This window comes from Marinimicrobium agarilyticum DSM 16975, from assembly GCF_000423345.1.
Lineage (GTDB): Bacteria > Pseudomonadota > Gammaproteobacteria > Pseudomonadales > Cellvibrionaceae > Marinimicrobium > Marinimicrobium agarilyticum.
Genome location: NZ_AUHU01000006.1, coordinates 18,750 through 33,124, shown reverse-complemented (window position 1 = coordinate 33,124; position 14,375 = coordinate 18,750). Strand labels below are relative to the sequence as shown.

The window sequence follows — 14,375 nt, the reverse complement described above, 5'->3', positions numbered from 1 at the left end:
AACCAGTCTGGAGTCAGAGAATGCGGTTGGCCATATTGGATGCGGATATTCTGAGAGAGGCATTGCGGCCGAAGTACCATAGCTATGGTCGAATGTTTGTAACCCTGTTTGAGCGGCAACGGCCAGGTTGGGCCATGGATGTTTATAGCGTGATCGACGGGGACTACCCGCGGGACTTTGAACAGTACGACGCTGTTCTTATCACCGGCAGCCAATACGACGCCTTTTCTGACGAGCCCTGGGTTTGTGAATTACGCGACTATGTCCAGGCGCTGTTTCGGGCGGGAAAGCCGATGGTCGGGGTGTGCTTCGGTCACCAGCTATTGGCCCATGCCCTGGGCGGAGAGGCCGGACGGGCCGGAGCCGGGTGGGGCTTGGGGGTGATGAGTTATCCGGTGCTGGCCAAGCCCTCCTTTGTTGATGACACCGCGCCAGTGGCCCTGATTATCAGCCACCGGGATCAGGTCAACCGCCTACCGCCCGAGGCCGAGCGGCTCCTCAGCAATGATTTCTGCCCGAACGCGGCCTTTTACATTCCCAATCGGGTTCTGGCCATTCAGGGGCATCCGGAATTCAGCGTGGAATACGCCCGGGCGCTGTTGGAGTACCGCAAAGACCAACTCTCTTCGGAGCAGCTCACCCAAGTGGAGCGGAGCTTTTCCATCGCCCATGAAGGTGAGCGGGTTGGCCGGTGGATGGCACGGTTTCTGGAAGACGCCGTTGGCTGATCAGGCCTCGGGCTTGCCTTCCAGCATGTAGTGACCGACGTGCTCCGCGAGGCTGGTGCCCGCCTCGTTCATGGTCAGGTAGGTCCGGTTCGCGCCAGCGGCGTCGATGCGGTTGGCCTCATCCTCATACAGGCTGTGAGAGACAATGTAGCCGGTGAAACCGTTGGCGCGCAGCTTCTTGGCGGAGATGATTTTCGCCTCCGAGTCACTCATGCTCAGCACCACGGAGCGGATGCCGCTCATATCCAACCCGGCCCAGAAGGCCTGGTCCTCGGCGTCCGCGAACAGGATGTTTCGCCCCGCCTTCAGGTGCTTGTCCACCTTGCCGGGGTCCGAGTCCAGCGCCAACAGCCGATAACCCTGTGACTGCAGTCGGTCATAGGCGGCGGTCCCGGTTCGGCCCATCCCCATGACAATGATCTGCGCATCGCCCAATGAAACGGGGACCTCATCGGGGTGCCAACTGTCGCGCTCCAGCCGCCGCAAGCGGGCGCCCAGGCGCTCGTACAGCGGGTGGGCAATGTGGTTCAGCGGTGCGGACACCACGAACGACAGCGCCAGGGTCAACGCGAGCGGCACCAGCCACTGCGGAAGTGCGACACTCGCCACAATCAGGCCGAACTCGCTATAGTTGGTCAGGCTCAGCCCGGTGAGAAAGGCGCTGCGCGAACGCAGCTTGAACACCAGCAGCAACAGAAAGAACAGAATGCCCTTGAGCGGTAGCAGCAGCGTCATCACCAGGGCGAAGATGATCATGCCCCTGTCCGGCAGCCCTTCCATGCCGATCTGCAGGAAAAAGCCCACCAGAAACAGCTCCTTGATACTCCAAAGGGAGTTGGACAGCTCGGTAGCCCGAGGGTGGTTCGCCAGCAGTGCCCCAAAGGCAAGGGCGCCCAGTTCGGAGCTCAGGCCGACAGACTCAAACCCCTGACCACCGACGACCAGGGCGAGCAGCAAGCCGAGCAACACCAGTAGCTCGTCGTGACCGCTCTGGTCCAGCAGGCGGTAGATCAGTGGGCGCAACAGTGGAATCAGGAGAATCAACAGGGCCCAGGCCGAGGGCGTATCGCCGCTGGCAATGGCCATCACCACCAGGGCGATCAGGTCCTGCACAATCAGAATCCCGATCGCCACCCGGCCATGAAAGGCCCGGAGCTCGCGTTTGCTGTCCAGGGCTTTGGCCGCCAGAACGGTACTGGAAAAGGCCAGGGCGATGGCCAGCATCCCGGCGGTATAGGGTTCCAGGTCAAGCAGCCAGTAAAGGCCGGGGGCGAGCAGCAGGCAGGACACCGTAAAATGCAGCAGCCCACCGCCAATCACCTCCGGGCGCACCAGGTTGCGAAGGCGCAGTTTCAGGCCCACGGTGAACAGCAGGAGCAGTACCCCAAGGTGCGCGATATGGTCCAGTATTTTGCCGTTTTCTTCCGGCAGTGAGAGATAGGGGGAAGCGGCACTGATGGCAAAGCCCGCGGCCAGGTAGCCAATCAGGTTGGGGAGCCCGAGACGGCGGACGGCAAACCCCAAAGTGAAGGCAAAGGCGATCCAAATGGCTTCCAGCATGCAGTGCTCCCAAAAAGCGGTGTCAATAACGCCCTAGTATATCGGAGGATGACGCAGAAAAAAGCCGGCGCACGGGGCGCCGGCTCTAGAGGGGGAAGCCGTCGAGCTTAATAGGTACAGCTGTCCGGGTCGTCCGCCACGAAGTAAGACTTGTAGTTGCCTGCCTGCGGGTCCATGCACCCCTCAAGGTTCAGTAGCCGCACCGAACGGAACTCGATAGGCGCGCTTTCGGCCTGCAGCGCAATATAGCCCTCAGTCAACGGCGTACCGTCGTCCAGTTGCATGCCGCTGTAGCGAATCACCTCCTCGCCCTCCACTCGGTGAATGGCCAAATCATCCCCATGCACCTCCACTTCGGCCGTCACCCACTGGTCACCGTGGTAAGTCTCGCTGGAAGACTCAATAATGTGGTCGGTCCGCAACTCGCCCTGATAGACCGCATGGGAGCCGGGTGTAACCAGGTTGGAGGTGTGGCGCTGGTCTTCCCCGTTGCCGCCGAGCAGTTGGACTTCCATGCAGGCCGGGTAGCCCTGGTCGATGGCCATTTCATAAGGGGACTGGGCGTGATACATGATGCCATTATTGCGAATGGCCCATTCCGGCGCGCCGTCCACCTGCTCCCCGACAAAGCGGTATTCCACTTCGATGCGGTAGTGGGAGAACGGCTCTTTGTAGAAGATATGACCCCAGCGTCCGGCCAATTCGTCGTACTCATCGTAGCTGACCACGATCTTCCCGTTCTGCACCGAGAAGGTGTTCAGGACATTCTCGCCCACCGGATGGCCGGCAATTTTGATGATCCAGTCGTCCAGATCCTCGCCATTGAACAGCTCCACCCATTCTTCCTGCTCAGCAGCGGCAGCCGTGGTGTTTGGGCCCGTGTTGCAGCCGGTCAGAGCAAGCGCGGTCAAACCGACCAGGGGGAGGAGCTTGGTCAAATGCATGGTATTGCCTCTTGTCTATTATGATGGGTGTCTGGGAACCGAGTGAGGGAATAATGCCAAATTTATTATTTGGAAACAAATTTCATATAAAAAATATGAGCCCACAATATGATGGCCATTCTTGTGGTGCCGACTCTTCGACCCAGTCCGGGACCGAAGGATGAAAGTCCTGCCAGAGTGTGCTTTAATTTCCGTAGAACATCCATAACCTTTCCAAGGAGAACGGGTGTGCGCCCCGACCCGCTGACCGCACCGGCACTGCTCGACACCCTCTATGAGGGAGCCATGAACCCCGCCCGCTGGCCAGAGTTTTTAACCCAGTTGGCTGCGCTGTTTCACACGGGCACGGCCACACTGCGTGTCGCCGACAGGTCCGCTCCCTCCGTGTTGCAATCCTATACGGTGGGGTTTGATCGGGACGCCAACCAACGCTACCTGCGTGAGGGCGTGGAGGAGGATCCGTTTCGCAAGGCCCTGGAGGACGCGCCGCTTGGCAAGATCCAGCTCAGCCACGATATTATTGCCGACCAGGCGTTTGAGCGTAGCGAACACTACCAACAGGTTTTTCGCCCCAGTGGCAACTTCTACGCAATGGGAGGGCACTTCGAGCGCCGCTCCCGAAAAGCGGTGTATGTTGGCGTTCATCGACCTCGCGCCGGTGGCCCTTTTTCTGAGCAGGAGCGGCAGTGCCTCGAGTTTTTTCCGCCCCATTTGCGTCGCGCCGTGCGTCTGATGGGCATGCTCCATCAAATGGAGGAGGCCCTACAAAGGGCGCGTGCCGCGCTCGATCAGCTGCCGTTCGGCGTCTGGTTTGTCGATCAGCGGCTGCGCTGTGACTGGGTAAACCACCCCGCGGAAGAGGCGATGCGCACCGGCGCCTTTGGCTTGACACTACACTTTGACCGCTTGATGTTAACGGACCTCGTTGAGGCTAAGCGATTGACCTCGGCAGTCAACGCTATTGCCAGGGGCATCAGCCAAGTGGAAACGGTGCGCCTCGGGCTGACTGGGGCCTCGCTCCTGTTGGTCGCCCAAGAGGGCCTCCCCACCGCCCACCTCCTGGGTGGCCTCCAGCACCAGGGAGTGCTGATTGTCCTTCTTGATCCCGAGCGCCCTTTGACGCCGGATACCGAACGCCTGCGAACCCTGTACGGGCTCACCCCAGCGGAAATTCGCTTACTGACGCAACTGTTCTGCGGTCGGGACCTGCAAGAGGCCAGCGGCGCGCTCTCCATATCCATTCATACCGCCCGCTGCCAACTGAAAACCGCCATGCAGAAAACCGGCGTCAGCCGCCAGACGGAACTGCTGCGCAAACTGATCGTCACCACCGCCAGCTTTACCTTGAGAACTCCATGACCCTTGCTCAAACCTTGTCGCTGCCCGACGGCCGCGTGTTGTCTTTTCGTGCCCAGGGGGACGCCGCGGGCTACCCGGTGTTCTACCTGCACGGCATTCCCGGCTCAAAGCAGGAGCCCTTCCTGCCCGCCGACACAGAAACGCTCTCTGGTATCCGTTTGATTACCATGGACCGTCCCGGCTATGGCGGCTCGTCTCCCTGTGAGCATTACGATGTGACGACCCACTCGGCGGATTTGTGCGCCCTGGCGGATCATCTGGAAATAGGACGCTTCGCGCTGTTCGGGTTTTCCGGCGGTGGGTTCTACGCGCTGAACAGTGCCCATCAACTGGGAGAACGAGTCAGCCGTGTGGTGCTGGTGGGAACGCCGGCCATTCCATTGCTGCCGGACCCTCTGAACGAGGCGGGGGAACTCACCGCATCGACCTGGCAGCAAGCGCGGGATAACCCGGAAACCCTCCCCGATCAGTTGCGGCCCCTGGTCAGTGACGCGCAGGGGCTGGCAGAGACTCTGTTACAAGCGCTTTCCAGTGCCGACCGGGAATTATTCGCCGATCCGCATCACTTTGCTTGTCACCAGGATAATATGAGTACCGCTGTCCAGCAGGGAGCGAAGGCAGCCGCCATCGCCATAGCCCGTGACATGACCCTGATGATGCAGCCCTGGCCATGGGACTCGGCCCGCTTGCCGCAGGCCGTGCACATCTTCCACGGCACCAGCGATGGACTGCTGTCCACACAGCATGCGCAAGCTCTGGCTGAGGCCATTTCCCACAGTCAATTGGAGTTGGGCGAAGGCGAGGGCCACTACGCCGGGATCTGCGGCTCACGTCTCCGGGACCTTTGTCTGCAGGCCTTGCCTCAATAGCCTACGGCATTTTGTGGACAAATCTGCTGGTGCTTTTTCATCGGCGTGAAATGTATCTATTATTATGTGAGGTTGAGTCCACCATCCGACAGAATGATTTCACCGGTCAGGTAAGTACTGGAAACAAGCATCGAGGCAATATGGGCAATCTCGCTGGGTGCGGCGCCACGCTTCATTGGCGATTTCTCTCCCCATAGTCTTTGCGCTTCTACCCAGTTTTTCGTCATGGGCGTATCCACAAGGCCGGGCGCAATCGCGTTTACCCGAATATCAGGAGAAAGATTCAGGGCGAGAAGCTTCGTCACATGATTGAGAGCGGCCTTGCTGGCCGCGTAGGGAATCGAAGCGCCCTTTGGACGCACACCCGCGTGCGAGCTGATGTTAATAACGCAGCTAGGATGCTCTTTTGTTGAAGAGGCTCTTAGAGCGTTCTCCGACTCAGCTATGAGAGTCCACGGGGCGATAACATTCACTTCGTAAAGGTCGCGCCAGATCTCTGGAGTGGCGTCCTGTAGTGAACCATGAGGAATCATAGCGTTGATGCCCGCATTGTTGACCAGCACATCCAGTCGGCCATGCCTCTCAAGAACGTCGGTTATCAGGTGTTTGGCTTGGGCTTGATCCGATAAATCGGCCTGAATGTAGGTTGCGTTGGGAGTGGCTTTTGCCAGTTTCTCGCCTTTTTCTACCGATAGTCGTGAGTGAAACACGACAGCAAAACCGTCATCAGAAAGCCGCAGCGCTATCGCCTTGCCAATGCCCGACGTGGAGCCTGTAATAAGGGCGACTCTTCCCTGGTTATCTTCTATATTTGAATTCATTGTTTTCCCGTACCACCTGGAACCTCAGCGGCGTTGATATCGATGGAGCCTCCTGGCCAACACTGCAAATAATAGGCGGGAGTCCGTCTATTTTCTCAGCTGCCGCTGGATTACCCAATGGCCGCTATTCTATCACCCGTTGTCGGGAATCTCTGGTTCCACGAGCTTGGCGAGCTGCTCCAGTGACTCTTGCCATCCCAGGTAGCACATTTCCTCTGGAATAACCGACGGTATCTCCGACTGAACAATGTTCAGCTCTGTTCCACAGGAGACGGTTTTCAGATCTATGGTAACCACCATCTCCCCGGGCAGGCTCTCGTCGTCAAAACGGTCTGTGTGTATGATCCGCTTATTGGGCGATAGCTCCACGAACTTGACGGTAAACGAGTGGCTGTTGCCGGTCCCGAAATTGGTGAATGACATGCGGTACCCACCGTCCACACGCATGTCCATTTCGTGAACCTTGCCGGTAAAACCGTAGGGCGGCAGCCAGTACTCCAGGCCACTTTCGCTGGTAAAGGCCTTGTAAACCCGCTCAGCGGGCGCCCGTAAAACGCGATGTAGGCGAACGGTGCCTGTATTGCTTGGCATATAAATCCTCCAGGTGATGGTCGGTTTGTTGTCGAAGTAGAAGCGTTTCATCTCGCTTCTACTTGACTGGTCGTCTGACGAGCGATCAAATCGACAGTCCATAGCTCTATTTGTACCAACAGAGAGGCGGTTACTCGAGGCTGACGGTGCTTACCAGGTCCAGAGTTGCAGGCCAATCATGCCGTAGCTGGCCAGGTACAGCGTCATGGCCAGATGCAGCAGGCTCAATATTGCCATGGGATAGCGAATCCGCCGTTTGATGGCGCTGTGGCGCAGGCGTACCAGATTGAAAACGCTCCCTGTCGACGCCAATCCGTAACCCAGCGTGAGCACAAACAGCGACACTGACAAATGGGACCAGGCGACGAAGGCGGTAAAATCCAGGGAGGAAGACGCTATCACCGCGGGAGTTGCGAACAACAGGGCGCTGGTCAGCGTGGGCCAAAAACGAAGGCTGACCGACGGATGGCGGAACGTTTTTCGGTAGAGGTGGAGCGGAACCCAGAACAGCGCATAGACGATCGCCAGCGCACTGAGCAGGAAAACACTGCCGAAAAACAACAGCTCCCCCCATACCAACAGTGCCGAGGTTTTTTTGTAGAGTGTGGTTCTCACCTGAACGGTATCGCCTGCCAATGGATCCTCCACCTGAGCGATCGCGGGCAAGCCCGTCCATTGTTCGATCAGAACTTGATCATTGAGTGCGTAATCATTGCTCGCCGACTCCCAGCCGCCAGCCAAGGGAAAGCGGTGCAAGAAGGTCTTATCGGTACTGAACGTCATGGCACCCAGAAAGGCTGGCAGAAATTCCATGCGTTGCAGTCGCGGGTTGATCGGGGTGTATAGGCCATCCAGCTTGCGGAAGCTATCCGGCAGGGGCGGTGGGTCCAGTTCGGGCTTGGGGTGCTCGCGCAGCAGGTAGGCGCGAAGGGCCTGCCCCAGCTTTTGAATGGCGGCCGGGTTGCCCGTCGTCATCAGCGCATAACCCCCGTTAATCTCTGGCGCGTAGGAAAAGTCCGAGTTGGCCCCCATCACGCCGCCGTTGTGGCCGTGAAAGCTCACACCATAATCTTCGAAACCACTGGTGTAATTGGCCAGACCGTAGCCAGCAGTAACGCCGAGCTCATTGGCGAGTGTGGTTTTGGGGGTTTCCATCCGGTCGATCGAGGCTTCCGGGAGTAATCTCTGACCATTGAGCTCGCCGCGTTGCAGAAAGAATTGCAGCAGGTTTGCCATCTCCCTGGCCGACGCATTGATCGCGCCAGATGGGCGGTAAATTATGTGCCAATAGTCCTGCGGCTCACCCTGCACGTAGGCGGTGGCGGAGCGCTGCAAAGGGTTCTCGGGCTTGCAGTAGCTGGCGCTTGTCATCCCCAAAGGGGTAAAAAACTCTTCTCGCACATAATTTTCAAACGGCATGCCAGTGATTTTTTCCACCACATAGGCGGCTACCGCCGGGCCGGTGTTGCAGTAAGCGCTCCGGGTTCCGGGTACCCAACGGGATTCGCGCGACTCGGGAAACAGGGTCAAAGCCTCGGCCAAACCGATGGGTTGCTCATCATTGTGAGCATACTCGACAAAGCGCATATCGTGCCAGCCGGTGGTGTGCTCGAGCAGGTGTGCCAGGCGCACCGGGTGCTTGTCCTCCCAGCGATTCTGAAATTCGATTTCCGGAGCGAGCTCACGCAGGGGCGTGTCCAGGTCCAGACGGCCTTCCTCAACCAGTTTGAGTACCGCGAGTGCCACAAACATCTTACTGGTGGAGCCAATGCGAAACAGAGTGTCGGGTGTCGCCGGGATCTGTTGCGCCTGGTGCGCTTGGCCCATGGCGTCCAGCCAGACCAGCTCGCCCCGGTCCACCAGGGCGACCCCCAGCGCCGCTACCCCCTCTTCCTGCTGGATGTCGGCCACCCTCTCCCGTAGAGCTTCCAGTGTGTTGATGGGCTCTTCGGAAAAAGCCGTCGGCGCCAGCAAGGTAATGATCAGGCTTGTGCTGATTCGGATGAACCACTTTATGAGTATTGCGTGATTGCCCATTGACACTGTCCTGGTAGATTACTGGCTCGTTGAAGAAAAAATTCAAAGAACGGCGCACTGTAAAAAGTGTCGGTTCGTCAGGCTTTTGCTGTTCGGTGGCGGCTCATTGGTGCACAAAGAATCGAGCAATCTGGGTCGCTCGACTTTTATTGAGAATAGGTAGGCGACTAAAAGAGTGGCTAGTGCGGCTACGAAGAGAAGTGTTCCAAAAAATAGTCTCTTGATCATGCTTTGTCCCTGTAAGCGTCATTTTTATAAGAGGAAAGTGCCACATCGCTTGCCGTCTGGCAAGCGTTCACAACGCCTTCCTTTATTTGTATGATAAGATTCCGGTTTGCAGGGGCTCGATTCTGGCAGGGCCCCCGAAATATGACAAAATACATAACGATAAGGACCCCCTCATGCGCCAACTGCTCTGCCTGGCCGCTCTGGCAGGCTCACTGCTATCGGGCCCCGTATTCGCTGAAAAGACCGACCTGACCGCTGATCCCGAGCTCTGGATGAATGTGACCGCTTTCGGCGAGGCTTACCGCGTGGGAGCCGAGCTCCACCTGCTTTCCACGGATAACTGGTTCTACCTCACGAAAAAGCGTTACGAGGACTTTGAGCTGACACTGGACGTTCAGGTTCCGAAGCTGGAAGAGTACGTCAACTCCGGCATCATGTTCCGGGGGCAGATCGCCTACGAGGGCGACATTGAAAGCTACTACGCCTATGGCTATCAGGCCGAGGTGGACCCATCCGATCGACGCTGGAGCGGGGGCCTGTACGAGCAGGCAACCCCCCGTCAGTGGTTGTTCCCCGTGCACCCTGAGCGCTCGGCTCCGGGCGAGCACCTCAAGGAAAACCACTCCCCGCAATGGACGCAGGAAAAAGCCGACGCATTCAGGGTGGGGGAGTGGAATCACTATCGCATTCGAGCGGAGGGGCCTGAGATCAAAATCTGGGTGAACGATGTGTTGACCACTCATGTGACCGACACCCGCTTCAGCGAGGGACATATCGGCATCCAGCATCACGGCAGCCGTGCTTTCGCCGAGAGCGGCAGCACCGCCAACACCATCAAATTCCGCAATATCGCCATCGAAGAGTTGTAAATCATGTCGTTTACCAATCCGCTCCGGTTTTCGCTGGCGCTGCTATGCGTCGGTGCGTTGACCGTTTCCGCGTCGGAGGCCCCCGAACCAGCCGATGCCGCTGAACCGGAATTCAAAGGGGACCGGGACGGTCACGAAATGCGGGATGTGATTCCCAAGCGGGATATCCCCTCGGCACCGATACTAAACGTCGAGCAGGCGCTGGAGCGCTTTCAGGTGCAGCCCGGTTTTGTGATTGAACCGGTGGCGGCGGAGCCCAGCGTGTTCAATCCTGTGGCACTGGCATTCGATGCCAGGGGACGGATGTGGGTCGCGGAAATGACCACCTATATGCCGGATGTGCTCGGCACCGGCGAGATGGAACCCAACGGCAATATCGCGGTTCTGGAAGACACCAACGGCGACGGCGAAGTGGATAAGCGCACCGTCTTCCTCAGTGATATCGTTCTGCCGCGTACCGTTTCAATCGTTGAAGGAGGCATTTTCTACGCCGACCAGAGCGCGCTCTATTTTGCCGAAGTGCGAGAAGAGGACGGACGCTTGAGTCCTGGCCTCCACGAGGTGGTGGACGCTGAGTACGCCAAAGGTGGCAGCGTAGAACATAAGCCCAACGCCATGCTCTACGGAATGGACCATTGGTACTACAACGCCCGGAGCGACCGCAAATATCAGGTGCTTCCCCACGAATCGGTGGTGCCTTCCGGCGCGGAAGAAATCTACCGCAACCCTTATTGGAAACTGGTTCGGGCACGCACGGAATACCGTGGCCAGTGGGGGCTCAGCATGGATGACTACGGGCGCCTCTATCACAATGGCAACAGCTCCCCCATCCACGGTGAGTACCTGTTGCCCGGCGCGCTTCGGCGTAACCCGGGCTATTGGCCCGACGCCGCCGCGCATCCCATCGGCGGCCACCAGGTTCATCCCGCGCGCATGAATCCCGGTGTCAACCGGGGCTATATGGAAGGTGTTTTGGTCCCCGACGGTCCGGACCGGGGCAAGCTGGTCAATTTCACGGCAGCCAGCGGAAGTCTGGTCTATCGGGGCAGCAACTTCCCGCCTGAGTACTATGGTATGGCGCTGACCCCAGAGCCTGCTGCTAACCTGGTTACAGCCCGACGCATTCTCGAAAGGGAAGGGCTCCTGGCCGGCGAGCCATTGTTCCCTGGCCAGGAGCTGCTGACCTCCACCGATGAGCGCTTCCGCCCGGTCAACCTGTACAACGCCCCTGACGGGACCTTGTACCTGGTGGACATGTACCACGGCATTCTGCAACACCGCGAATTTCTGACCAGCTACCTCGCCGCCCAGATCGCGGACCGCGAGCTGGACAAAAACAACAATACCATGGGGCGTATCTATCGCTTGCGTTGGAGGCAGACCCCGGCCGCCGAGGTGTCGGACCTCACTCGACTGTCACCGGATCAGTGGGTCCCATTGCTCGGCCACCCGAATGCCTGGCACCGGGATACCGCCCGGCGCCTGCTGGTTCATCACGGACCGACCCCGGACTTAGTCACCGCTCTGAAAAAGCAGCTGCGCGGCAGCAAACGTCCGTTTGCCATCATCAACATCCTGTGGACACTGCGTGGGCTCAACGCCATTGACCTGGCGACCGTGAAACGCTTTATCCAACACGAGCATGACTGGGTCGCCATCACTGCTGCCGCAGTGGGTGAAGCTTTGCCGCCGGCTGAGCGCAAGGCTTACCGAAAGCAATTGATGAAAATGGCCAAATCCGGTTACCCCCGTGCTCTGCAGGCGGCTGTTTCCGTCGCCGCTATTGAAGGTGGGTTCGACATTTCACGGTTCGTGCTCAAGCACTACGAAACCCAGCCCTACGGGCGCGCGGCGGTCGTCAGTGGGTTGGGCACAGAGGCCGGGGCATTTATCGCCAGTCTGGAGAAAGGCGACGTCGATGAGCAAACCGAGTACCTGCTGAATAACCTCGGCAAGCGCCAGAGAGACGAAAGCAACCGCGCCCAGCTTTCAGCCGAGGGGCAGACGCTTTATGACCTGGGCAAACAATTGTTTAACGGCAAAGCGGCCTGCGCCTCCTGCCACGGCAGCCATGGTAACGGCCAGGACGGCGTGGCGCCGACCCTGTGGGAAACGCGGTGGGTGCGAGACCCTCAACGTATGGTGCGCGTAATGCTGCATGGGTTGAAAGGGCCGATCATGGTGGGGCCGTTTGAATGGAGTACGCCCAATGTAATGCCGGGCTTTGCCGCCCGCCCGGATATCTCCGATAAAGAGCTGGCTGCGGTGGCGACCTACATTCGCAACAGCTGGGGCAATGCGGAAGACACCAACGGCGGACTCGAAGGGAGTACGGTCACCGAGATACGTGAAGCCACAGAGGGCCGCTCAGAGCCCTATACGGCGAAAGACTTCCAGCCGATGAAAAACTGAGGGTTTTCGACGGAGGCAGACTGTATTGCCTGTCTCGCCTCCGGACGCTTCTACCTTTGCCCATAAAAAACAAAAAATTTCCTTACCGCACGGATAGTGACAGACGTCTCCGACAGCTCAGAGTTAACGGGTTTTGGCGTTGAAGTACTCCCTGAAGAAAACAGACGCGCCAAAAAAACCAAGCCAAAAATTTCCGTCTATCACCGTACCCTCTTATTCGCTTAATGAAGTTGACCGATTAGAACACGTTGACTATAAGAGTGGATAGTTAAGAAAACCTGAAGAGCGGTCCGCGCTCCAAAGAGGATTTTCTGGCTGAATCATAATTATTGCTCTATGTCATTCGACCCTCTGAGGGAGGCAGACATGTCAAAAAACATTCGACTCTTTGTGTTATTGGCTATCCTAAGCACGGCGATTGTGAGTTGTGAGATAACGCGAACCGTTAGTGAAGACGACACACCAGTGTCCGGGGATACGGTGTACGAACTCTATGCGCCGCAGTCCGATATGGATAAAGCATTCAATATCGTATTCGTTCCCGATGACTCGTACGGTGACCTTTCAGTGCTGGCAAACCGTCAAGATTTCGTGGACGATATGACCGACGTCATTGAGAATGCGTACTGGCAAAACCGAGCCTACTTCAACGGATTCCTTCATTTTAACTACTACTATATGACCGAGACGGGAGACGTTCAGGCGCGCTCACCGGACGTCAATGGCAATTTTCGGTGCCCGACGGTTACGTGGCCAGCCGGCGTCAATACAGATGCCGCTTTCGCGGACCAATTGATCCTGATTCATCAGAACAATCTCAGAGACTGCGGCGGAGGTGGCCGGGCAACGGCAGAACCTACGAGCTATCGCACGATAGTTCATGAAACAGGCCACGGGCTTTTTGGTCTTCCGGATGAATACTGTTGTGACAGTACTTATTCGGAAGTTAAGCCCGTTCTTTACGCCACTGAATCGGCGTGTAAAAACGATCCTGATAATTCTGCTTGGCGAAACTGTGTGTCGTTAACGTCTTCTCGGGACGGTTCTACTTGGTGGCGGTCACAAGGTGACATCACCAATAATCTGATCATGCGAAATGCCGGAACAGAGGTGTGGGAATCGGGACCTGCAGACTGGTTCATCATGGAAGAGGCCTACCAATCGCTTGGCTCATCACAGGTCTCGACACCCGATGTGTTTGCGCCCGACCGCTGGGATTACGACGTACCGCCCGCTCCATGATCAAGTAGAGGATTCAATGCCATGAAACTGAACCTGATATCCGGCCTGTTGCTGTTGGTGCTAGCGGTACCTGCAGCCACTCAAGTGACTGGTGACACGACAACGCGGCCTCCTACCGTTCCGGTGGAAAAAATACCGCGCACCGTAGAACAGCCGAAGAACGGAAGGGAAGTAGCTGTGCTGTCCTTAGCCCTGGAATTCTCCGATGGTGAGCTCCAGAACGCACGCAAGCTTAGCTCGAAGCGAATAAATTCCTTCGCGCCGAAAGTCTTCTTGCGAAAAAGTGGTGACTGGAAAGTTACCATCAACGGGCGGGAGAAACACAGCTTCTTTGTGAATAACCCCGGTTGGCGGGAAGCGGAGCCAGACGAAGCGTCTGGCAAAGAATACGAATGGATCCCGGCCAATGGTGTGGTTGAGTGGTCCCTCGCTGTACCGCTTTACAAAGATGGTCAACCAATTGTCGCCCATTCTATAACGATTAGTGATGTCGAAACTGGTCGAATCCTTTTAGAAATGGAAATATAGGAACAGTGAGTTGCCGCCGGAATTTTCTGGCACGGTGATGGAGAGAGCTACTCCACACTACGCTGGCTCCGGCGGCCGGTCATTTTTCCATGAAGAGCCAGACTATGATTTGGGGCTCCAAAAGCCTGTCAAATGAGTTATCTGAAGGTGATACACTCAACGCGAAGCCCCCCGCCCAATCTATCTC

The 14,375-nt window shown here is 57.6% G+C and carries 12 protein-coding genes; 7 read left to right on the top strand and 5 right to left on the bottom strand.

The features are described 5' to 3' along the window. Positions 1–20 precede the first annotated feature (20 nt). Positions 21–728 carry a glutamine amidotransferase-related protein gene (locus G547_RS0107335; protein WP_027329295.1) on the top strand — a complete coding sequence of 236 codons (708 nt, stop codon included), beginning with the start codon at positions 21–23 and terminating at the stop codon, positions 726–728. On the opposite strand, the gene G547_RS0107330 is transcribed toward G547_RS0107335, so the two are convergent. Together G547_RS0107330 and G547_RS0107325 are read right to left on the bottom strand one after the other, a co-directional pair. Further along, complete coding sequence (locus G547_RS0107330) at positions 729–2,288, bottom strand: cation:proton antiporter family protein (protein WP_027329294.1); 1,560 nt, start codon at positions 2,286–2,288, stop codon at positions 729–731. Positions 2,289–2,395: 107 nt separating this feature from the next. Next, positions 2,396–3,232 carry a 3-keto-disaccharide hydrolase gene (locus G547_RS0107325; protein ID WP_027329293.1) on the bottom strand — a complete coding sequence of 279 codons (837 nt, stop codon included), beginning with the start codon at positions 3,230–3,232 and terminating at the stop codon, positions 2,396–2,398. Between the two features lie 228 nt (positions 3,233–3,460). Here G547_RS0107325 and G547_RS0107320 point away from each other — a divergent pair, with 228 nt between their 5' ends. Both G547_RS0107320 and G547_RS22580 read left to right on the top strand, forming a co-directional pair. Then, a complete protein-coding gene (locus G547_RS0107320) occupies positions 3,461–4,591 on the top strand; it encodes a helix-turn-helix transcriptional regulator (RefSeq protein ID WP_027329292.1) in 1,131 nt (376 codons plus the stop codon). Beyond that, positions 4,588–5,460, top strand: coding sequence for an alpha/beta fold hydrolase (locus tag G547_RS22580; protein ID WP_027329291.1), 873 nt, complete (start codon positions 4,588–4,590; stop codon positions 5,458–5,460). Before G547_RS0107320 ends, G547_RS22580 begins: the two co-directional genes overlap by 4 nt. 62 nt (positions 5,461–5,522) lie before the next feature. Here the strand turns inward: G547_RS22580 and G547_RS0107310 are convergent, their stop codons facing one another. The 3 genes from G547_RS0107310 to G547_RS0107300 all read right to left on the bottom strand — a co-directional run bounded on the left by G547_RS0107310 (position 5,523) and on the right by G547_RS0107300 (position 8,909). After that, complete coding sequence (locus G547_RS0107310) at positions 5,523–6,281, bottom strand: SDR family NAD(P)-dependent oxidoreductase (RefSeq protein ID WP_027329290.1); 759 nt, start codon at positions 6,279–6,281, stop codon at positions 5,523–5,525. A 132-nt stretch (positions 6,282–6,413) separates the two neighbouring features. Next, positions 6,414–6,872, bottom strand: a complete 459-nt coding sequence (locus tag G547_RS0107305) for an SRPBCC family protein (protein WP_027329289.1) — start codon at positions 6,870–6,872, stop codon at positions 6,414–6,416. A 150-nt stretch (positions 6,873–7,022) separates the two neighbouring features. Beyond that, positions 7,023–8,909, bottom strand: a complete 1,887-nt coding sequence (locus G547_RS0107300) for a serine hydrolase domain-containing protein (RefSeq protein WP_027329288.1) — start codon at positions 8,907–8,909, stop codon at positions 7,023–7,025. Positions 8,910–9,310: 401 nt separating this feature from the next. Between G547_RS0107300 and G547_RS0107295 the strand changes: the two genes are divergently transcribed. The 4 genes from G547_RS0107295 (at position 9,311) to G547_RS0107280 (ending at position 14,188) form a co-directional block, all read left to right on the top strand. Beyond that, a complete protein-coding gene (locus G547_RS0107295) occupies positions 9,311–10,006 on the top strand; it encodes a 3-keto-disaccharide hydrolase (RefSeq protein WP_027329287.1) in 696 nt (231 codons plus the stop codon). Positions 10,007–10,009: 3 nt separating this feature from the next. Continuing rightward, positions 10,010–12,418 carry a PVC-type heme-binding CxxCH protein gene (locus G547_RS0107290; RefSeq protein WP_027329286.1) on the top strand — a complete coding sequence of 803 codons (2,409 nt, stop codon included), beginning with the start codon at positions 10,010–10,012 and terminating at the stop codon, positions 12,416–12,418. Positions 12,419–12,784: 366 nt separating this feature from the next. Next, positions 12,785–13,660, top strand: a complete 876-nt coding sequence (locus G547_RS0107285; RefSeq protein ID WP_157209814.1) for a hypothetical protein — start codon at positions 12,785–12,787, stop codon at positions 13,658–13,660. 21 nt (positions 13,661–13,681) lie between these two features. Continuing rightward, on the top strand, positions 13,682–14,188 hold the full coding sequence (locus G547_RS0107280; protein ID WP_027329284.1) for a hypothetical protein: 507 nt from the start codon (positions 13,682–13,684) through the stop codon (positions 14,186–14,188). Positions 14,189–14,375: the final 187 nt, after the last annotated feature.